Here is a 19,939-nt window from a genome sequence, read left to right as displayed (position 1 = left end):
CAAGGTGCGGGTGTCCTGGCAGGACAGCGGCACGGCCAACTTCGTGCGCGTCGAATATCCCGACCTCGCCCAGGTGCTCGAACTCACGGATGCGAGCGGACCGAACGAGGTTCTGCCTCCCGGGCTCGCGGAGCGGGACCGAGTGCGGTTGAGGGTGACCAGCCGGGTTGACGGCGTGGAGAGCACCGCGACGCCGCCGTCGGCCTGGTTCGACACGTGGCAACCGGCCGCACCGAAGGTCGAGGACGCCAACCTGCCCGCGAACCTGTCGACGACCGTCAACTGGTCACAGGCCTCCTCGACCTCCGCTCGCTCCTCCAAGACACTGGCCAAGTTCGACGTCGCCGGGTTCAACCTGACCTCCGCGCAGGTTGGGCAGATGGTGAAGTTGACTGTGGGTGTGAGGCCGGCCGGGACGGTGAAAGGCGCGTTGCAGCGGTGGGACGGGAAGTACTGGCGGAGTGTGCTGGCCGTGCCGGTCACCAAGGGCAAGGCAGTGATGTACGTGCGGGGCGTGGGACGAAGACGTACTACCGTGTGGCTGTTCCGAAGATGTCGTACTACGGGTTGCCGATCGAGACCACGGGGAGCCGGTCGTTCACGTTGGCAGTGCGCTGAGCGTTACCGAAACGTGAGCCAACAGGCGTTTGGATCGACGGAGAGTCACGTCACCTAACTCAGTTCACCTGTTGGCCGCCTGGCGGCACGCCAAGCGTCGCACACCCTACGGGAACCGTTCACCACTCGTTCACCGACGACGGACCGGTCGGTCACTTCGTCTCTTTAGCGTCTGTGGAAGTTCAGAAGTCTGATTCCCGCAGAAGGGCAACACTCTCGTGTCCGTCAATCGCCTGCTCCGCGTCGGCTCGGTCGCCGTGGCATCCCTCGGCGTCCTCGCTCTGAGCGCCTGTGGCAGTGACCCGCAACCGGCCGGTTCCTCGAGCCCCGGTGGTTCGTCGTCCTCCGCTGCCGCCGACTGCCCGCAGGGCACCCTGAACGCTGAGGGTTCCTCGGCGCAGAAGAACGCCATCGACGAAATCATCAGCAAGTACAACGAGCAGTGCGCCGACGTCACGGTGAACTACAACCCGACCGGCTCCGGTGCGGGCATCAAGCAGTTCAACGCGGCCCAGGTCGACTTCGCCGGCTCCGACTCGGCGCTCAAGACCGCGGCCACCGATGGCGGCGCGAGCGAAATGGCGCAGGCCACGAAGCGCTGCCAGAACAACCCCGCGCTCGACCTGCCGATGGTGATCGGCCCGGTCGCGATCGCCTACAACGTCGACGGCGTGCAGAAGCTGATCCTCGACGGCCCGACCGCCGCGAAGATCTTCCAGGGCACCATCAAGACCTGGAACGACCCGGCGATCGCCAAGCTGAACCCGGGCGTCACGTTGCCGTCCGCCCCGATCTCGGTGTTCTTCCGGTCCGACGAGTCCGGCACCACCGAGAACTTCACCAAGTACCTGGCCGCCTCCGGTGGTGGCGCCTGGACCGGTACGCCGGCCAAGAAGTGGACCGGCACCGGCGCCGGCAAGGAGAAGTCCGCGGGTGTCGCGGAGGGCGTGAAGAGCACCAAGAACTCGATCACCTACGTCGAGTGGTCGTACGCGGTCGACAACAAGCTCGGCATCGCGCTGATCGACAACGGCTCGGGCACCCCGATCGAGCTGAGCGCCGAGTCCGCCGGAAAGGCGCTGGCCGCGGCGAAGCCGGCGAGCGCCGGCGGCAACGACCTGTCGCTGAAGCTGGACTACGCGACCAAGGAGGCGGGCGCCTACCCGATCATCCTGGTCACCTACGAGGTCGCCTGCAGCAAGGGTCTGCCGGCCGAGAAGACCGCGCTGGTGAAGAGCTTCCTGAGCTACTTCGCGAGCAAGGACGGACAGGCCGCGCTGACCGATCTGAACTACGCGCCGCTCCCGGAGGAGATCCGGACCAAGGTCGACGCAGCGATCCAGTCGATCAGCTGACGACGGAAGCAAACTGATGCGAGCCCCGGCCGATCCGAGTCATCGGAGGACGGCCGGGGCTTCGCCTCGTCGGACCCGGAGCAGTTCGGACGAACCGGGCTGGACCGCAACGGACGAGACCGTGGCGGACGGAACCCGGCCGGCGCAGACCGTGCAGCAGACCTGACCACCCGACCCAGGCGCTTGGAGCACCATCGATGAGTAGTCCAGACGGCACGGCACCGCCCGACCGGCCGGACGGCACAGCCGCCGACCAGGCGGCGGCCGAGACCCCGGAGCACGCGGAGCACGAAGCCGCCGAGACCATGACCGAGACCGGAGTCGAGACAGGGCCGGGGACCGCGACGACCGACGCCGGCGCGAAGGAACCGAAGCTCGACCTCGGCCCGGTCGGTCACCTCGGCGACCGGCTGTTCGCCGGCCTGGCCCGCGGCTCCGGCGGCCTGGTGGTCGCGATCGTCGCGTTCGTCGGCATCTTCCTGCTGGCGCTGGCGATTCCCGCGCTGGCCGACAACAACAGCAGCTTCCTGTTCTCCCGGATCTGGGAGCCCGGCGGCGACGACCCCCGGTTCGGTATCGCCGCGATGTTCTACACGACCGTGATCAGCTCGATCATCGCGATGCTGATCGCGGTCCCGATCGCGATCGGGGTCGCGCTGTTCGTCACCTACTACTCGCCGAAGCGACTGGCCCAGCCGGTCGCGTACGCGGTCGACCTGCTCGCCGCGGTGCCGTCGATCATCTACGGCCTCTGGGGCATCCTGTTCCTCGCTCCGATCCTGCGCCCGGTGATCGACGGCCTGGCCTCGGCGCTCGGCTGGCTCCCGTTGTTCGAGAAGCCGCCGGGCGACAACGTCGGTGTGGTGTTCACCGCGTCCGTCGTGCTGGCGATCATGATCCTGCCGGTGGTGACCGCGATCAGCCGGGAGATCTTCCAGCAGACGCCGATCGCGCATCGCGAGGGCGCCCTCGCGCTCGGCGCGACCAAGTGGGAGATGATCCGGATGGCCGTGCTGCCGTACGGCCGGTCCGGTGTGGTCAGCGCCTCGATGCTCGGCCTGGGCCGGGCGCTCGGTGAGACGGTCGCCGTCCTGATCATCCTGTCGGTGCCGAACGGCAACGACCCGTGGAACTCGTCGATCTTCGCCGGTGGCGAGACGTTCGCGTCGAAGATCGCCAACAACGCCGCCGAGTTCGACTCGCCGGAGAAGACCGGCGCCTACATCGCGGCCGGCCTGGTGCTGTTCGTGGTGACGTTCCTGGTCAACTCCGCGGCCCGGATCATCGTCGCCCGCAGCGGCCCCGGTGGTAAGCGGCCGCGCCGCAACCGCCGCGCCGGTTCGTCCGCCGCGACCGAAGGAGCGACCTCATGACGACCATCGCCGCCAACGAACCGGCGTACGACGGTCAGGAACTGGACCTGACCGGGAAGTCGGGGGCCCGGGCCTTCAAGAACACGCTGGCCACCGTGCTGATCGTGCTGGCCTTCGTGGTCGCGCTCATCCCGCTGGTGTGGATCCTCTTCACCGTGATCAGCAAGGGCTACCACCTGCTGCTGAACGCGGACTGGTGGAGCCAGTCGCAGCGCGGTATCACCGTCCGCCGTCAGGGCGGCGGCGCATACCACGCGATCATGGGCACGCTGATCATGTCGCTGATCACCGCGGTGATCGCGGTGCCGATCGCCGTCTTCGGCGCGATCTACCTGGTCGAGTACGGCAAGGGCACGAAGGCCGCCCGCGCGGTCAGCTTCATAGTCGACATCCTCACCGGCGTTCCGTCGATCGTCGCCGCGCTGTTCATCTACGCGGTCTGGATCACGGTGCTCGGCTTCAACCGGGTCGGGTTCGCCGTCTCGCTGGCGCTGGTGCTGCTGATGCTGCCCGTCGTACTGCGCTCGACCGAGGAGATGCTGAAACTCGTCCCGGACGAGTTGCGGGAGGCGTCGTACGCACTCGGCGTGCCGAAGTGGAAGACGATCCTGAAGGTGGTCGTGCCGACCGCGTTCGGTGGCATCGTCACCGGTGTGATGCTCGGTCTGGCCAGGGTGATGGGTGAGACCGCGCCGCTGCTGATCCTGGTCGGCTACTCCAAGAACATCAACCTCAACCCGTTCAACGGGTTCATGGGCGCGCTGCCGACGATGATCAACCAGGACCGGACCGAGCTGGCACTCCAGCCGGCCGCGGACCGGGTCTGGGCGGCCGCGCTGACGCTGATCCTGCTTGTCCTTGTCCTCAACGTGCTGGCCCGGCTGATCGCCCGGTTCAGCGCGATCAAGTCGAAATAGTCACGAGAGGTACTGAGTCGATATGGCGAAGCGCATCGAGGTCAGCGGCCTCAACGTCTACTACGGCGACTTCAAGGCCGTCGAGGACGTGTCGATGACGATCGAGCCCCGCTCGGTCACGGCGTTCATCGGCCCGTCCGGCTGCGGCAAGTCCACCTTCCTGCGGACCCTGAACCGGATGCACGAGGTGATCCCCGGCGCCCGGGTCGAGGGCAAGGTGATGCTGGACCAGCAGGACCTTTACGCGACCGGGATCGACCCGGTGGCGGTCCGCCGCGTGGTCGGCATGGTGTTCCAGCGGCCGAACCCGTTCCCGACCATGTCGATCTTCGACAACGTCGCGTCCGGCCTGAAGCTCAACGGGGTCAAGGACCGCAAGAAGCTCACCGAGGTGGTCGAGCAGTCCCTGCACGGCGCCAACCTCTGGAACGAGGTCAAGGACCGGCTGGACAAGCCCGGCGCCGGACTGTCCGGTGGTCAGCAGCAGCGCCTCTGCATCGCCCGGGCGATCGCGGTCGAGCCCCAGGTGATCCTGATGGACGAGCCGTGCTCGGCCCTCGACCCGATCTCGACGCTGGCGATCGAGGACCTGATCGAGAAGCTGAAGGACAAGTTCACCGTCGTCATCGTCACCCACAACATGCAGCAGGCGGCCCGGGTGTCGGACCAAACCGGATTCTTCAACCTGGCCGCGACCGGTAAGCCGGGCCGGCTGATCGAGATGGGTTCGACCAAGATGATCTTCTCGAACCCGAACGAGAAGGCGACCGAGGACTACATCACCGGCCGCTTCGGCTGATCCGCCGTACGACGGAAGCCCTCGGGCGGATCGTTCGACCTGGTACGTCTCCGGCCGCCGCGACAGCACGTCGCGGCGGCGCGTGGCCCCGGGCGTTCGGGATCCGGCGAGGGTGCGTGACCGAGAACCTGTGGAAAAGATAGCCTTCGGAGATCCTCGACGTTCTCAGAAGGGACCGCGGTGAGCACTCCGACGCCTCCGGGCGACGACCAGAACGACCCGAACCGGCCGCAGGACACCCCCGAGACCCCGGGGCAGCAACCGCCGAACCCGTACGGCCAGCCGAGCCCGTACGGTCAGCCCGGCCAGGAGCAGCCCGGTCAGTACGGCCAGCCGAACCCGTACGACCAGCCCGGTCAGCAGCAGCCCGGTCAGGAGCAGCCCGGTCAGTACGGTCAGCCGGGTCAGTACGGCCAGCCCGGTCAGCCCGGTCAGCCCGGTCAGCAGCAGTACGGCCAGCCGGGTCAGTACGGCCAGCAGCCCGGCTACGGGCAACAGCAGCAGCCCGGTCAGTACGGCCAGGGTGGGTATCCGGGCCAGCCCGGCCAGTACGGACAGCAGCCGGGGTACGGACAGCAGCAGCCTGATTCCTACGGTCAGTACGGTCAGCAGCCCGGGCAGTACGGTCAGCAGCCCGGCGCCTACGGGCAGTACGGCCAGCCCGGCGGCTACGGATACGGCGCCGCCCCGCAGAGCAGCACTCCGCAGGTGCTCGCCATCATCGGCATCGTCTGCTGGTTCTGTTGTGGCGTTGTTTCGATCGCATTAGGCCTGCTTGCCCAGAGCAAGTTCCGGGAGCAGGGCAGGTCGGACACCCTCGCCAAGGTTGCCTGGATCGGTGGCATCGTTTCGCTGGGCTTGCAGATAGTCGGCGGGTTCGTGAACTACTACAGCACCTGATTCAGTTCAGGTTGCGGGCGACGCCGTACACGACCAGTAGGGCGATCACGCCCTTGATCAGCCAGTCGGCCACCCGCGGGCTCATCGTCAGCCGCGGCAGCCGGACCAGGCGGAGCGATTCGAGCGACCAGGCAAGCAACTGGTAGCCGACGGCAACACCAACGAGCGGGCCGAGGACCAGCACCACCGGGTTGAAGTGCCAGGCTGCGTCCAGATCGCCGCGCAGCAGAGCGGCCGCCATCCTCGTCGACCCACAGAGCGGGCAGTTCAGCCCCGTGGTCGCATGCAGGATGCACGGAATACCGATCTGTCCGCCGGACAGCTGATAGACGGCCGCCAGCCCGAAGCCGCCCACTCCGACCGCGGTCAGGCCCCACACGCGCCGGTCCAGTGGCTGGACCGGACCGGTCGGCCGGAGTACGACGCTCAGCGAAAGGCTCACCGGACAACGGTAGCTCTCATCTCGTGGGATCCGTTGCCCGGTCTGAGCCGTCCGACGACTAGCCTGCAAGTCCCCTCGACAGCAATCACTAGAAAGGACCGTCGTGAGCAATCCGACGCCGCCGCCGGGTTACGGCCCTCAAGACTCACAGCAGCCGGGTCAGTACGGCCAGCCTGGCCAGTACGGACAGCCTGCGCAGCAACCGGGCCAGTACGGGCAGCAGCAGCCGGGCCAGTACGGGCAGCAGCAGCCCGGCTATGGCGCCCAGCAGCAGCCGGGCTATGGGCAGCAGCCCGGTTACGGCCAGCCGCAGCCGGGGCAGTACGGGCAGCAGCCCGCCGGGTATCCGCAGCAGCCGGGTCAGCCTGGTCAGTACGGTCAGCAGCCGGGCTACGGGCAGCCGTACGGCCAGCCAGGCTACCCCCAGGGCTACGGGCAGCCGGGTGGTTTCGGTGGGATCCCGGGCAACCTGGCGGCCTGGCCGAACCGGCTCGGCGGCTACCTCATCGACGGCCTGATCGTCGCCGTCCCGTACGGGATCGCGAGCGCGCTGTCCAACGCCGACAACTCGGCCGTGACCATCCTGGCCCTGGTCTTCTACCTGACCAGCATCGGTCTGGCGATCTGGAACATCGTGATCCGTCAGGGCAGCACCGGACAGACCGTGGGCAAGCAGGTCCTCGGTCTGAAGCTGGTCGGCGCCGACACCGGCCAGCCGATCGGCGCGGGCAAGACGTTCCTGCGCCAGCTCACCCACATCCTGGACAGCCTCGCCTGCTACATCGGCTGGCTGTGGCCGCTGTGGGACGAGAAGCGGCAGACGTTCGCGGACAAGATCAACAACACCTACGTCATCAAGCTCTGACGCCGTACTGCGATCTCCCGGACGCCGTGGCCTCTCGAGGCCGCGGCGTTCGGCATCTCGGCCGCAGAAAGGACCCCGCAGGTGACCACCCCTCCGTACAACCCGCAGTACCCACCGGGACAACCGGGCCAGTACCACCAGCAGGGCTACAACCCTTACGGACAAGGCAGTCACGGGCCGGCGGGCTACGGGTACGGCTACGCGCCGCCCGGACAGCCGGCTGGATGGCCGATCCGTGTCGGCGCCTCGATCCTCGACTCGCTGATCGTCTCGATCCCGGCGATCGCCGGCGCGATCCTGTCCCTGGTCATCGACGGCGACAAGGAGCAGCTCGGCCCCGGCGGCGGCATCGCAATCGGCGCCGGCTTCCTTCTCGCGTTCCTGGTGTGGGTCTGGAACCGGGTCATCCGGCAGGGGCGCACCGGCCAGTCCTTCGGGAAGAAGCTGACCGGCTTGAAGGTCGTGCACTCGCAGACCGGTCAGCTGATCGGCATCGGTCCGAATCTCGGCCGTGAGATCCTCGCCCAGATCTTCAACCAACTCTGCATTCTCAACGTGCTCTGGCCGCTCTGGGACGACAAGCAGCAGACCTGGCACGACAAAGTGGTCAACGACATCGTGATCCGCACTTAGTGGGACAACAGGAACCCAGCGCAGGTCACTGCCCACAGGACGCTGGTGAACGTGCCGATGATGAAGCGCTCGGCGACCGCCTGTGGGGTGACCGAGGCCGGCTGGTCCGGGCTACGCAGCTCGGGGTAGCGGGCCAGTCCCTTGATCGCCAGCACGACCGCAATGCCCTCCGGCCAGCCGGCCACCAGCGACGCGAAGATCGCAGCCCGCTCGAGCGAGCCGATCAGTGCGCCACCACGCAGTACCTCGCCGGCCTTCTGTGTGGACTGGGCTCGGGTGTTCCCCCGGTCCACCAGAGACAGCACTGACGTCGTTAGCGGCCCGCCACCGGCCACCGCGAGTCCCCCGGCCAGCAGGAGCAGCACGTCCCACCAGCGCTCGCGCCACCCCTCCACACCGTTGCCTGCCAGCAGTAGGAGACCGACTGCGACCAGACAGGCCAGCATGACGCCACTGATGACGATCTCGAGGGTAGAGCCGGCTTCGGGCACCCACGCCAGTACGGCGAGGATCAGGGCGGCCCCGGTCAACGACAAGACGAGCGCCGTCACGCAGCGACTCCAGCGTCGAGCAACTCGGCCGCCAGCACCCGTCCACGCTGCTCCTCGGCGAACCCGGCGGCCTGCGCCCGCTGTGTCACCGCCGACTGGCTGATCCCCAGCTTCACGCCGATCTCCCGCCTCGTGAGTCCTTCGGCCAGCAGGTCGGCCACTGCCCAGCCGCGGTCGCTCCGGCGCCGCAGTACGGACGCCATCAGCCACAGCACGGTCTCCACCTGCTCCGCCCGGTGCGGATCCGGACCGACCACGTTGACGTGGTGAGGGCTCGACTTGGCCCGGTTCACCGCTTCCCGCGCGTAGACGAACGCGTCGCCGCTGCCCGCCCTGGTGCTGCGCGGCAGGGGCTGAGTGACCTCGCCGACCCCGAGTCCGACGTACCAGGTGTCGGTGCGGAGCAGCTCGACGATCACGTCGATGGTGGCGCGGGCCTCCGAGAGGATGCCCTGCACTTCGTCGCCGGCGGTCCGCTCGAACTTCCGGAGCAAACCGGTCCGTCGCGGCCGGCGGTTCAGGGAGTTCAGTAGCTCGGGTACGAGATCGCTCATGCTTCGGCTGCCGCGCTGATCTACCGTGAGAACAAAGACCATCGCCCTGCACCTCCTTCCGAACGCATTAAGGTTACAGTCTTATTTACGTAGAGTGAAGGAAGAAACCTGAATCGGTTCACCCGATCACTCCCAGTGATCGCTCTCTCGGTCTACCGATTCCCCCAATTCTCCGCTCGATCCGGCGACCTCGGCATCTCGACTCGCCCCGCACTTCACGCGCAGTCAATGGGGAGACGGACCGCCAGGCCATCACAACCGCGGTTCGCCGGCACCTCTGAGCGCGGCCCGATCGTAGGCCGGCGAATGTGATGGCCTGGCGGTCCGCGACCTCACTCCGCCAGCGGAAGACAGAGCTTCTGGTCGTTCGCCTTGAACGTGCCGGACATCTCGGCGAGGCCGGCCTCGATAGCCTCGGCGGAGGTCAGGCCGTGTTCTTTGGCGTACGCGCGGATGTCGGCGGTGATCCGCATCGAGCAGAACTTCGGGCCGCACATCGAGCAGAAGTGGGCGGTCTTGGCCGGCTCGGCGGGCAGGGTCTCGTCATGGAACGAGCGGGCCGCGTCGGGATCGAGCGAGAGGTTGAACTGGTCCTCCCAGCGGAACTCGAACCTTGCCTTGGACAACGTGTCGTCCCAGGCCTGCGCGCCCGGATGCCCCTTGGCCAGATCGGCCGCATGGGCGGCGATCTTGTAGGTGATCACGGCGGTCTTGACGTCGTCGCGATCCGGCAGCCCGAGGTGTTCCTTCGGCGTGACGTAGCAGAGCATCGCCGTACCCAGCCAGCCGATCTGAGCCGCACCGATCGCCGACGTGATGTGGTCGTAGGCCGGCGCCACATCAGTTGCCAACGGCCCCAATGTGTAGAACGGCGCCTCGCCGCAGAGCTCCTCCTCGAGCCGCACGTTCTCCGCGATCTTGTGCATCGGCACGTGGCCCGGTCCCTCGATCATCACCTGGACGTCGCGCTCCCAGGCGATCCGGGTCAACTCTCCCAGCGTCCGCAGCTCGGCGAACTGCGCCGCGTCGTTGGCGTCCGCGATACACCCCGGCCGCAACCCGTCGCCCAGTGAGAACGTCACGTCATAGGTGCGCAGGATCTCGCACAGCTCCGCGAAATGCGTGTACAGGAAGGACTCCTGATGATGCGCCAGGCACCACGCGGACATGATCGAGCCACCCCGGGACACGATGCCCGTGATCCGTCCAGCGGTCAGCGGCACGTACCGCAGCAGTACGCCGGCATGCACCGTCATGTAGTCGACACCCTGCTCGCACTGCTCGATCACCGTGTCGCGGTACACCTCCCACGACAGCCCGGCCGGATCGCCCTTCACCTTCTCGAGCGCCTGATAGACCGGGACCGTCCCGATCGGCACGGGTGAGTTCCGCAGGATCCACTCCCGCGTCTCGTGGATGTTCTTGCCGGTGGACAGGTCCATCACCGTGTCCGCGCCCCACCGGGTCGCCCAGACGAGCTTCTCGACCTCTTCCTCGACCGAGCTGCTGACGGCCGAGTTGCCGATGTTCGCGTTCACTTTCACCAGGAACTTCTTCCCGATGATCATCGGCTCGCTCTCCGGGTGCCGCCGGTTCGCCGGATCACGGCCCGGCCCCGGGCCACCTCGGACCGGACGAACTCCGGATCGAGGCCCTCCCGGACGGCGACGTACCTCATCTCCTCGGTGATCGTCCCGGCCCGCGCGTGCCCGAGCTGGGTCAGCGGTGCGCGCCCGGCGATCCAGTCCCGCCGGAGTGCGGGCAGTCCGGCCTGTACGTCGATCCGCGCCGACGCGTCGGTGTACGGACCCGACGTGTCGTACAGGTCGAAGTGCTCGCCGTTCGTGAGGTGGACGCGGCGGGCCGGGACGCCCAGCTCACCGCGGTAGATCTTCTCCGACCCCGAGATCGGGCCGGTGGTGACAGTCGGTCGAATCGTGCTGACGTTCACCTTGCTGCTCCCTACGCCGGAATTACCCGGACAGGTTCGGCGGTCGGCGGCGCCGGTCACCCAGCCGCCCTCTCAGCCCACTACGGTGCGAGCTCCCGCGATCTCCAATTGTCACCGTCACCTTAACCCGCCGTCTTGACCGAGCGGGTAGCGTCGGGGGATGCGTGACCTCGTGTACCCACCGGTGATCGGCTTCGCGAAGACGGCGTTCAAGGTGCTGGACCTGAAGTTCCAGCTGAGCGGGACGGAGAACGTGCCGCGGACCGGTGGCGCGGTGATCGCGCTCAACCACATCAGCTACGTCGACTTCGTGCTCGGCGGCTTCGGCGCTGTGCCAAGCAAGCGGCTGGTGCGGTTCATGGCCAAGGAGGTCCTGTTCCGCAACCGGTACTCCGGGCCGCTGATGCGCGGGATGCACCACATCCCGGTGGATCGCGCGGCCGGGATGGCGTCGTACCGCGAAGCGCTCCGGTACCTCGGCCAGGGCGAGGTCGTCGGCGTGTTCCCGGAGGCGACGATCAGCCGGTCGTTCGAGCTCAAGGAGTTCAAAACCGGCACGGTCCGGATGGCCGCCGCGGCCGGCGTACCGATCATTCCGATGATCCTGTGGGGCACGCAGCGGATGCTGACCAAGGACCATCCGCGCGACTTCTCCCGGCACCGCACGATCGCGATCACCGTCGGCGCACCGATCACCGTCACCCGAGGCGACGATGCGGCCGACGCGACCGCGCGCCTGCACTCGACCATGGCCGGGATGCTCGATCAGACCATCCGCGCCTACCCCGAGCAACCGGCCGGTGCCTGGTGGCTGCCGGCGTCGTACGGCGGCGCCGCGCCGACTCCGGCCGAGGCCGAGCGGCTGGATCAGGAGGAGCTCGCCCGCCGGGCCGAGCGGCGGACCAAGGAGGACCGGTAACGCGGACAAGACCTTGACCCTCGGGCGGGAACGAGGGTACGAAGACTTGTCGTTGTTGACAGAACAGGAACCTGGGGGGTCCCTGTGCGGCGGGCCGGGTAGTCGTACGCGCGGCCGCGGTACTCAGGCGGGCGGGGAAGGTTGTGTTCGAATCACCGGAAGAGCTTCATCTGTTCGAACCGGGGCAGATGACTCCAGCGCCGCACGTGGCGGAGCACATCCCGGACGCGGGGACGTTCTTCGTCGACTGGGCGACCCGGGGCCTGTCCGCGGACCGCGCCCGGGAGATCGAATCCGCGGTGAACGGACGACGCTGCCAGAACGGCTGGTTCCCGCTGGAGAGCCTGGACAGCATCGGCAGCCGGGGCTTCTGGCGCGGTCCGCTGACCTATCTGGCCCGGATGACGTCCGACGACGCGGCGATCATGCAACGCTGGGCCACTGAAGGCCTCAGAGGCGAGAACAAGAGCCGGATCGAGGCGACCGTGGACCACCTACTCCACCAGCAGGGCCACGCGGCCGCCGCCACCTGGGCCGTGGCGGTGCGCCCGAGGATCTATCTGGACGCGAGCATCCTCGGCGGCAAGCTGGCCGCCGCGTGGGAGTACAACCTCGGCTCCATCCGCTCCAAGGACGTGGCCAAGTCGGTACGGCGCTGGAACCGCTGACGACCCGTACGACGGACAGCCCTCGAGCGGACCGTCCGTCGTACCCGCGTCAGTGGAACTGCGGAATGATCAGATACAGCCCGTAGAACACCGCTGCCAGGCAGGCCGCGAAGCAGAGCGCGGCCAGGGAGGTGTCCACGATCGACGGCGGCTTCTTCTCCTCGATCGCCACCGCCCGCCGCGACATCGCGGTCACACCGAACGCGAACACGATCGCCAGCCCGACCCCGAAGAGCAGGCTGACCAGGGCCACCTGACCGAGTGCATTCCAGTGGATGTGCATCGCCGTACTCCTCTCAGCTCACCGCGGCCGTGGTGGCCGCCGGGGTGGAGGCCGGGTCGTCGTTGACGTTCTCCGGCGTCACCGGCCGGCGCCGGGAGGCGGCGTAGATGCCGGCGCTGGCCACGACCGCGAGAACCGCGACGATGACGACGCCGAAGTTGCCGGAGCTGGCCACCTGGCCGGCCAGCGCGCCGACGACCGCGGCGGCCGGGAGCGTGAACAGCCAGGCCATCGCCATCCGCCGGGCAACCGTCCAGCGCACCTCCGCGAGCCGCTTGCCGAGGCCGGTGCCGAGGATGCTGCCGGAGCAGACCTGGGTGGTGGACAGCGGGAAGCCGAGGTGGGACGAGGCCAGTAGCACCGCGGTCGAGCTGCTCTCGGCGGTGAACCCCTGCGGCGACTCGATCTCGGTCAGGCCCTTGCCCATCGTCCGGATGATCCGCCAGCCACCGAAATAGGTGCCCAGGGCGATCGCCAAGCCGGCCGAGAAGATCACCCAGGTCGGCGGGGGCGAACCCTTCGCGAGGCTGCCAGAGGTGATCAGCACCAGCGTGATGACGCCCATCGTCTTCTGCGCGTCACCGGTGCCATGGGCGAGCGAGAGCATCGACGCGGACGCGATCTGCCCCTTGTTGTACCCGGCCTCGACCGACTTCTTCCGGGCCCGCCGGGTGATCAGGTAGGCGAGGAAGGTGCCCACCAGCGCGACCGCGCCGGCCACGATCGGCGCGGCGATCGCGGGGAGGATGATCTTCTGCACCACTGTGCCGAAGTTGATCGCGCCGCTGCCGGCCGCGATCCAGGTGGCGCCGATCAGGCCGCCGAACAGGGCGTGCGACGAGGAGCTCGGCAGGCCGAAGTACCAGGTCACCAGGTTCCACAGGATCGCGCCGACCAGGCCGCCGAAGATGATCGGCACGGTCATCTTCGAGTCGTCGACGAGGCCGCTGGAGATCGTCGTGGCCACCGCGGTGGAGATGAACGCGCCGACCAGATTGAGCACGGCGGACACGGTGACCGCGACCTTGGGTCTGAGCGCGCCGGTGGCGATGGACGTCGCCATCGCGTTGGCGGTGTCGTGGAAACCGTTGGTGAAGTCGAACACCAACGCGGTGATGATCACCACGACGACAAGGAAGGACAGGTCCATCGCGATCACTTCCCCCCTGGGCCGGCGATGTACAGCGTGGATCGACGGTAAGGCCGGTTAGTGAATTCGAAGTGAACAAATCGAGGGAACTCACTGCGAGATCAGATAGGCCACCCCGTAAAAGAGGGCCGCGATGATGCCGGCCGCCGGAATGGTCAGCACCCACGCGATGCCGATGCTCCGCGCGACTCCCCAGCGAACCGCCGACAGCCGCTTGGTCGCACCGGCGCCGATCACCGCCGACGTGATCGTCTGTGTCGTGGAGACCGGCGCGTGCAGACCGATCGCCATCACGTACAGCGCGGTCGCGGCGACCGCCTCGGAGGCGAAGCCGCGGGCCGGGTCCAGGTGGATGATGCGGCGACCCAGGGTGCGCATGATCCGCCAGCCGCCGGAGTACGTGCCGAGAGAGATCGCCGTCGCGGCGGAGAGCTTGACCCACAGCGGGATGCCGTCGCCCGCGTCGACGTAACCGGAGGTGAGCAGCGCGAGGAAGATGACGCCCATCGTCTTCTGCGCGTCCTGCAGTCCGTGCCCGAGCGCCACCGCCGCCGCCGACAGCGATTGCGACATCCGGAATCCGCGGGTGGTCTTGGCTGGGTTGCTGCGCCGGAACGCCCACAGGATCGCGATCATCAGCGCGAACGCGCCGAAGAAGCCGATCGCGGGAGACAGCACCATCGGGATGACGACCTTGCCGAGGATGCCCGACCACAGCACGATGCTCGACGAGGCGACCCCGGCGCCGATCAGTCCGCCGATCAGCGCGTGCGACGAGGAGCTGGGCAGGCCGAAGTACCAGGTGATCAGATTCCAGGTGATCGCGCCGAGCAGGGCCGCGATCACGACCACCAGGCCCTGCTCACCACTCGGGGCGCTGATGATGTCCTTGCCGACCGTCTCGGCCACCTCGGTGCCGAGGAACGCGCCGACGAAGTTCATCACCGCCGCCATCGCCAGCGCCACCCGCGGTGTGAGCGCGCGGGTGGAGACCGAGGTCGCGATCGCGTTGGAGGCGTCGTGGAAGCCATTGGTGTAGTCGAATCCGAGGGCGATGACGACGAGGGCGACGACGAGCGCGAGCTCCACGCTCAGCTCTCCTTGACGGCGATCTGCTCGACCGTGTGGGCGACGTGCTCGAACGCGTCGATCGCGGCCTCCAGCAGGTCCACCACGGTCTTGAACTTCATCACGGTCAGGGCTTCGTACTCGCCGCTGAAGAGCTTGGCGATGATCCGGCGGTGCACCGCGTCACCGGTGTTCTCCAGCCGGTTGATCTCGATCCAGTACTCGGCCAGGTCCTTCATCGTCCGCAGCCGGGGCATCGTCTCGGCGGTCAGCTGAGCCATCCGCTGGAGCACCTCGATCTGCTCGGCGATCTCCTCCGGCAACTTGTCCAGGTTGAACAGGTGGACGGCGTCGACCGCCTCCTCCATGAAATCCATCACATCGTCGAGAACGGAGGCCAGTCGGTAGATGTCCTCGCGGTCGAACGGGGTGACGAAGGTGGAGTTGACCCGGCGGATGATCGAGTGGGTGGTCTCGTCGGCCGCGTGCTCGGCGTCCTTCATCTCGGCGGCGATCTGGTGACTCGAGGAGAGGCCGGTTCCCGCCGTACTGCCGAGCAGTTCGGCCAGGATCCGGGCCCCGTCCACGAGGTGGTTGGCGGACTCGGTGAAAAGGTCGTAGAACGTCGGGTCGTTCGGACGCAGACGTAACGGCACTTCAAGCTCCGGGTGAACGAGGGACAAACCGTGAACATGCTAGGGCATGGCTTGCGGGTTCCTGGCGTAGCGAGCAAGTGCTCGGTGGTGTAGCTCGGTGTGCTGGGGCGGAGGTCTCGATGCGGAGCATCGTGGCCTCTGCCACAGTGCAGCGAGGTGCGCCACCGAGTGCTGCGCAGAGGCAGGAACCCGCAAGCCATGCCCTCGGGGGGAACAGGCGGTTGACGCGGCATCCGCCCGATCAACGTATCGCGTCGGAATGAACTCATCCGGGGCGGCACGAACGATAGGTGATCGGTCGGTTTCAGTGGGTGATCACGGCGTACAGGTCGAAGAGGCCGACGACCAGGACCAAACCGGCGGCGACGCGGAGCACTCGGTCGTGGCCGAGGGCATGCACCGCGGACCCGCCGGTACGGCGATACACCGCGCTGACCGCGGCCCAGCAGGACAGCGCGAGCACGAGGACGACGATGCCGAGGCCGGTGCGGACGTCGGAGGAACCGTGGCCGGAGGCAATCAGGAGGATGCCGTTGGCGATCAGGCCCAGCGCGGTCCGGCGCCAGGCGAGCAGAGTGCGCTCGGGCTGCAGACCGGGATCGGGTGTGCTCATCGCCACAGGGAGAGGAGCAGGGCGATCAGGCCGACCGTCGCGATTGTTGCCCCGAGCATCAACGGCAGCCGGGTGACCGGGAGGCTGGCACCGGTGCGCATGGCGGTCAGGTTCAGCTGCCAGCGACGGAAGGCTCCCGCGGTGGTGACGATTCCGGCAGTGACCAGAACCACACCGATGATCCTGGCCGGCCAGCGAGCCGGACCGAGGTCGAGGAACTGCACCGCCGACAGACCGCCCGCGTAGCAGGCCAGCGAGGTCCGCAAGTAGGCCAGATAGGTCCGCTCGTTCGCCAGGGTGAAGCGGTAGTCGGGCTCCTGCTCGTCTGTCATCCGCAGCTCACCAAGCCGTGGTCCTGCTTCAGCGTCAGCACACGCCTCACGCTACTGGTCAGCTTCGCGGCGAATGCCTTGTCCTGCTGGGCCTTGACGACCAGTGCGTTCACCATGGTGGCGGTGAGCCCTGCTTTGGCATTGATGACCACGTCACCGCCCGCCGCGACGAACCGGGTCGCCCGCTGGCCCACCGGCACCGACGCGACCTCGGCGGCGGCCCCGACGTCGTCGGTGATCACGACACCATTCCAGCCCAGATCGCCGCGCACCATGCCTTGGATGACGGTCGGTGAGAACACAGCGCGGTTCTTGGGATCGATCTTGGTGTAGGTGACGGTCGAGATCATCACCATGGCGGCGCCCGCCTTGATCCCATCAGCGTACGGCTGCAGATCGGTGTCACCGCGAACCGTGACGTTGTCGACCACACCGGACGAGAAGTCGGTATTGCCGCGCACTCGGCCGAGTCCTGGGAAGTGCTTGACCGTCGTCATCACATCGGCCTTCTGCATCCCCCTGACGAACGCCTGCACCGGCGGCCCGACTTCCTCCGGCGTGTTTCCGTACTCGCGGTCGAGACTGCCGATGGGCGCGTTCTGGGACTTCAGCGACGTGGGTACGACGTCGGCCACCGGCGCGAGGTCGACGTTCACCCCCGCCTGCTTGAGTTGCCCGCCCCACTGCTGGGCACGCGCGGTGAGCTTGTCGGTGGACCAGCTGCCTTGCACAGTCGCGGCCGGGATCCGGTCGAAGCCGGGGCCCTTCAGGCGCTGGATCTGGCCGCCCTCCTGGTCAGCGGCGATCAGCGGGCGGACGCCCTTCACCGTGGCGGCGGTGTTCGCTGCGGCCATCGCCGTACGCGTGTGGGACAGGCTTCCGCTGTCTCCGAGCAGGAAGACGCTGCCGGGCTTCTCCTTCTGCACGATGGGACGTTGCGCAGAAGTCATGCCGCTGGCGCTGATGCCGGTCATGATCAGCTGGGCCGCTTGCTCCCGGAGGGTCAGGGTTTGGAGCTTCTGCTCGATGCAGCTCGGCGTTGCGGTCGGAGTTGGTGTCGGCGTCGGAGTCTCGGCCGGAGTGCTGGGCTGCGCGGTGGCGGGCTGGGTCGTCGGCAGTGGCACCGACGATGACGGCACTGTGCTCGGGCCTGCGGTCGGTGGGGACTGACTGTCGCTGCAGCCGGCGACGACGAGTGCCGTCATCGCGACCAAGGCGAGCGGACGCCTCATCTCAGCGACGCTCCCAGACGGCGCGGTCGACTGTGTCGCCGGAGTGCCGGGCCAGCGTCGCGCAGACGTCGTACAGATGCTCGACCTGCTCCTCGGTCAGCGCGTCGAAGATCGACTTGCGGACTTCGTCGACGTGGCCGGGCGCAGTCTCCACCAGCTTCTGCCGGCCCAGGTCGGTGAGGATCGCCACCTGGCCGCGACGGTCGGACTCGATGCCCTCCCGCCTGACCCATCCGTGCTGCTCCAGCCGATTCACCGCGTGCGACAACCGGCTGCGGGACCCGAGAGTGGCGACAGCGAGCTCACTCATCCGCAGGCGGCCGTCCGGCGCTTCGGAGAGCCGGACCAGGATTTCGTAGTACGTGTGCGGGATTCCGGCATCGCGCTGCAGCTGCTGCTCGATCCGGCTGTTCACTACTCGCTGGGCCGCGATGAACGCGCGCCAGGCCTGTGCTTCCGTCTGGTCCAGCCACCGGGGTTCCGCCATCCCCGCAGCGTACTGGTTGCCGGACCCTGATCAGGAGTACGGCGATGGCGCATCCGAGCATGCCGATGACTGCCAGCAGGCCGATGGTCTCGCGGAACATCAGATAGGCGAAGACCATTGTCGTCGGGGGAACGAGGTACAGCAGTGAGCTGACACGAGTCGCACCGGAAAGCTTGAGGTTGACCAGGTATAGACCCCAACCGCCACCTGTTGCCAGGAGCACCAGCCAGACGACGGCGCCGTAGAAGCCTGGCTGAGCCGGCACGGTCAGCTGATGGGCCGAAGCGGCCAGTGCGGTGAACAGGATCGCGGACACGAGGCTCTGCACGCAGAGCGCGTCGAGAGAGTTCGTAGCCGGCTTTCGCTGCCGGTCCAGACAGGTGCCGATCACGAGGCCGAGCAGTCCGCCGAGAGGGACCAGGAACAACAGCAACGAGCCATGGCCTGCGTTGAGGTCATCGGCGACGACCAGTCCGACCCCGGCGAGGCCCAGGATCAATCCGATCCACTGACGCCGGCTGACGCGTTCCCCGAGCAGCGGGCCGGCCACGGTGGCGATCAGGAGCGGTTGCAGCGAGCCGATGAGTGCGGTGACGCCCGCGGTGATGCCGTGGTCGATGCCGGTGAAGATCAGGCTCAGGTAGACGAACTGGGTCAGGACCGCCATCCACACCTGGATCATGAGGTCTCTGCGGGAGATCGTCGGTCGTCTGATCAGCAGGACCACTGCGGCAAGCGCACCGGCGAGGAGGAAGCGCCAGGCGAGCAGGTCGAACGCGTTCGTGTACTGCGTGCCCCACCGGGCGCCGATGAATCCGCAGCTCCAGAACACCACGAACCCGGCTCCCGCTCCGGCGGCGGCGAGGCGGTGGCGCGGCGTACGTCGTACCTGGAGAATCGTCATGGAGGACAGTAACCACACCGGTCGGTATACTGTCAGTATGCTCGGTCAGCAGATGAGACTGTTGGTGGATCGGCAGCTGCCTGAGGCGACCACCCTGACACCAGCCGGTGAGCGCATCCTGACGGCTGCGTCGACGCTGTTCTACGAGCAGGGGATCCGGACGGTCGGTGTGGACACGATCGCGTCGGTGGCCGATGTGACCAAGAAGACGCTCTACGACCGGTTCGGCTCGAAGGATCGGCTGATCGCGGCGTACCTGGAGCGGCGGAACCTTGTCTGGCACGCGTTCCTCGACGAACAGCTGGCGACCCGCGCGCCGAGCACTCCGGAAGAGCTGATCCTGGCGCTGTTCGACGCGCTGACGGATTGGCTCGCGGGGTCGCGGAACGGGTGCGGCTTCATCAACGCGAGCGTGGAACTGGCGGCGCCGGACCACCCGGCGATGCCGGTGATCGTCGGGCAGAAGCAGTGGATGCGGTCCGAGTTCGAGGCCCAGGCGAGGCTCGCGGGGATGGCGGATCCCGGTGAGCTCGCCGACCGGTTGCTTCTGCTGCATGAGGGTGCCCTGGTCAGCTATCGCGTGGCCGCGATGGAGCGCGCGCCCCAGGTAGCCGCCCGGGCGGCGGCCGATCTGCTGGCCGGGTGGCCGCGGGTCTAGGTGTTGCTGCT

The 19,939-nt window shown here is 67.6% G+C and carries 23 protein-coding genes, 1 pseudogene and 1 riboswitch; of the genes and pseudogenes, 11 read left to right on the top strand and 13 right to left on the bottom strand.

Going from position 1 to position 19,939, the window contains the following annotated elements:
* Positions 1-10: 10 nt before the first annotated feature.
* The 6 genes from OG558_RS16280 to OG558_RS16255 all read left to right on the top strand — a co-directional run bounded on the left by OG558_RS16280 (position 11) and on the right by OG558_RS16255 (position 5,962).
* Positions 11-676: a hypothetical protein gene (locus OG558_RS16280; RefSeq protein WP_405071017.1), complete on the top strand. Its 666-nt coding sequence runs from the start codon at positions 11-13 to the stop codon at positions 674-676.
* A 160-nt stretch (positions 677-836) separates the two neighbouring features.
* Positions 837-1,973: a phosphate ABC transporter substrate-binding protein PstS gene (gene pstS / locus OG558_RS16275; RefSeq protein WP_329484021.1), complete on the top strand. Its 1,137-nt coding sequence runs from the start codon at positions 837-839 to the stop codon at positions 1,971-1,973.
* Between the two features lie 197 nt (positions 1,974-2,170).
* Positions 2,171-3,346 carry a phosphate ABC transporter permease subunit PstC gene (pstC, locus tag OG558_RS16270; protein WP_405071016.1) on the top strand — a complete coding sequence of 392 codons (1,176 nt, stop codon included), beginning with the start codon at positions 2,171-2,173 and terminating at the stop codon, positions 3,344-3,346.
* Positions 3,343-4,263 carry a phosphate ABC transporter permease PstA gene (gene pstA / locus OG558_RS16265; protein ID WP_405071015.1) on the top strand — a complete coding sequence of 307 codons (921 nt, stop codon included), beginning with the start codon at positions 3,343-3,345 and terminating at the stop codon, positions 4,261-4,263. The genes pstC and pstA overlap by 4 nt, the downstream gene beginning before the upstream one ends.
* Before the next feature lie 22 nt (positions 4,264-4,285).
* Positions 4,286-5,062 carry a phosphate ABC transporter ATP-binding protein PstB gene (gene pstB, locus OG558_RS16260; protein ID WP_328524229.1) on the top strand — a complete coding sequence of 259 codons (777 nt, stop codon included), beginning with the start codon at positions 4,286-4,288 and terminating at the stop codon, positions 5,060-5,062.
* Between the two features lie 180 nt (positions 5,063-5,242).
* Positions 5,243-5,962, top strand: coding sequence for a DUF4190 domain-containing protein (locus tag OG558_RS16255; protein ID WP_405071014.1), 720 nt, complete (start codon positions 5,243-5,245; stop codon positions 5,960-5,962).
* 1 nt (position 5,963) lies between these two features.
* Here the strand turns inward: OG558_RS16255 and OG558_RS16250 are convergent, their stop codons facing one another.
* A complete protein-coding gene (locus OG558_RS16250; RefSeq protein ID WP_405071013.1) occupies positions 5,964-6,404 on the bottom strand; it encodes a DUF2752 domain-containing protein in 441 nt (146 codons plus the stop codon).
* A gap of 103 nt (positions 6,405-6,507) precedes the next feature.
* On the opposite strand from OG558_RS16250, the gene OG558_RS16245 reads away from it, so the two are divergent.
* A complete protein-coding gene (locus OG558_RS16245) occupies positions 6,508-7,269 on the top strand; it encodes an RDD family protein (protein WP_405071012.1) in 762 nt (253 codons plus the stop codon).
* A gap of 81 nt (positions 7,270-7,350) precedes the next feature.
* Positions 7,351-7,902 carry an RDD family protein gene (locus tag OG558_RS16240; RefSeq protein WP_405071011.1) on the top strand — a complete coding sequence of 184 codons (552 nt, stop codon included), beginning with the start codon at positions 7,351-7,353 and terminating at the stop codon, positions 7,900-7,902.
* Here OG558_RS16240 and OG558_RS16235 read toward each other — a convergent pair.
* From OG558_RS16235 to thiC, 3 genes and pseudogenes are all read right to left on the bottom strand, one after another.
* Positions 7,899-8,453, bottom strand: coding sequence for a hypothetical protein (locus tag OG558_RS16235; protein WP_405071010.1), 555 nt, complete (start codon positions 8,451-8,453; stop codon positions 7,899-7,901). The genes OG558_RS16240 and OG558_RS16235 overlap by 4 nt on opposite strands.
* A complete protein-coding gene (locus OG558_RS16230) occupies positions 8,450-9,007 on the bottom strand; it encodes a transposase (RefSeq protein ID WP_329484013.1) in 558 nt (185 codons plus the stop codon). Before OG558_RS16230 ends, OG558_RS16235 begins: the two co-directional genes overlap by 4 nt.
* 332 nt (positions 9,008-9,339) lie before the next feature.
* Positions 9,340-10,958 (bottom strand): annotated as a pseudogene (gene thiC, locus OG558_RS16225) (phosphomethylpyrimidine synthase ThiC).
* Positions 10,949-11,067: riboswitch (TPP riboswitch) on the bottom strand. (Overlaps the previous pseudogene by 10 nt.)
* A 51-nt stretch (positions 11,068-11,118) precedes the next feature.
* On the opposite strand from thiC, the gene OG558_RS16220 reads away from it, so the two are divergent.
* Both OG558_RS16220 and OG558_RS16215 read left to right on the top strand, forming a co-directional pair.
* Positions 11,119-11,877, top strand: a complete 759-nt coding sequence (locus tag OG558_RS16220; protein ID WP_405071009.1) for a lysophospholipid acyltransferase family protein — start codon at positions 11,119-11,121, stop codon at positions 11,875-11,877.
* A 188-nt stretch (positions 11,878-12,065) separates the two neighbouring features.
* Positions 12,066-12,545, top strand: a complete 480-nt coding sequence (locus OG558_RS16215; RefSeq protein WP_329484010.1) for a hypothetical protein — start codon at positions 12,066-12,068, stop codon at positions 12,543-12,545.
* A gap of 49 nt (positions 12,546-12,594) precedes the next feature.
* Here the strand turns inward: OG558_RS16215 and OG558_RS16210 are convergent, their stop codons facing one another.
* From OG558_RS16210 to OG558_RS16170, 9 genes are all read right to left on the bottom strand, one after another.
* The gene (locus OG558_RS16210) at positions 12,595-12,828 is read right to left on the bottom strand and encodes a hypothetical protein (RefSeq protein ID WP_329484009.1); all 234 of its coding nucleotides are present in this window, start codon (positions 12,826-12,828) and stop codon (positions 12,595-12,597) included.
* A gap of 13 nt (positions 12,829-12,841) precedes the next feature.
* Positions 12,842-13,978, bottom strand: coding sequence for an anion permease (locus tag OG558_RS16205; protein WP_405071008.1), 1,137 nt, complete (start codon positions 13,976-13,978; stop codon positions 12,842-12,844).
* 90 nt (positions 13,979-14,068) lie between these two features.
* Positions 14,069-15,067, bottom strand: coding sequence for an anion permease (locus tag OG558_RS16200; protein WP_405071007.1), 999 nt, complete (start codon positions 15,065-15,067; stop codon positions 14,069-14,071).
* Between the two features lie 2 nt (positions 15,068-15,069).
* A complete protein-coding gene (locus OG558_RS16195) occupies positions 15,070-15,702 on the bottom strand; it encodes a DUF47 family protein (protein WP_329484006.1) in 633 nt (210 codons plus the stop codon).
* A 304-nt stretch (positions 15,703-16,006) separates the two neighbouring features.
* Positions 16,007-16,315, bottom strand: coding sequence for a DUF202 domain-containing protein (locus OG558_RS16190; RefSeq protein WP_329484005.1), 309 nt, complete (start codon positions 16,313-16,315; stop codon positions 16,007-16,009).
* Positions 16,312-16,647: a YidH family protein gene (locus tag OG558_RS16185; protein ID WP_405071006.1), complete on the bottom strand. Its 336-nt coding sequence runs from the start codon at positions 16,645-16,647 to the stop codon at positions 16,312-16,314. The genes OG558_RS16190 and OG558_RS16185 overlap by 4 nt, the downstream gene beginning before the upstream one ends.
* Positions 16,644-17,879 carry a glycoside hydrolase family 3 N-terminal domain-containing protein gene (locus tag OG558_RS16180; RefSeq protein ID WP_405071005.1) on the bottom strand — a complete coding sequence of 412 codons (1,236 nt, stop codon included), beginning with the start codon at positions 17,877-17,879 and terminating at the stop codon, positions 16,644-16,646. Before OG558_RS16180 ends, OG558_RS16185 begins: the two co-directional genes overlap by 4 nt.
* Before the next feature lies 1 nt (position 17,880).
* Positions 17,881-18,294, bottom strand: a complete 414-nt coding sequence (locus OG558_RS16175; RefSeq protein WP_405071004.1) for a MarR family winged helix-turn-helix transcriptional regulator — start codon at positions 18,292-18,294, stop codon at positions 17,881-17,883.
* The gene (locus tag OG558_RS16170) at positions 18,182-19,270 is read right to left on the bottom strand and encodes a DMT family transporter (protein WP_405071003.1); all 1,089 of its coding nucleotides are present in this window, start codon (positions 19,268-19,270) and stop codon (positions 18,182-18,184) included. The genes OG558_RS16175 and OG558_RS16170 overlap by 113 nt, the downstream gene beginning before the upstream one ends.
* Positions 19,271-19,322: 52 nt before the next feature.
* Between OG558_RS16170 and OG558_RS16165 the strand changes: the two genes are divergently transcribed.
* Positions 19,323-19,928, top strand: coding sequence for a TetR/AcrR family transcriptional regulator (locus OG558_RS16165; RefSeq protein WP_405071002.1), 606 nt, complete (start codon positions 19,323-19,325; stop codon positions 19,926-19,928).
* Positions 19,929-19,939 lie beyond the last annotated feature (11 nt).

It is taken from the genome of Kribbella sp. NBC_01510, from assembly GCF_045040325.1.
Classification (GTDB): domain Bacteria; phylum Actinomycetota; class Actinomycetes; order Propionibacteriales; family Kribbellaceae; genus Kribbella.
This window is presented reverse-complemented; position numbering and strand designations above follow the sequence as displayed.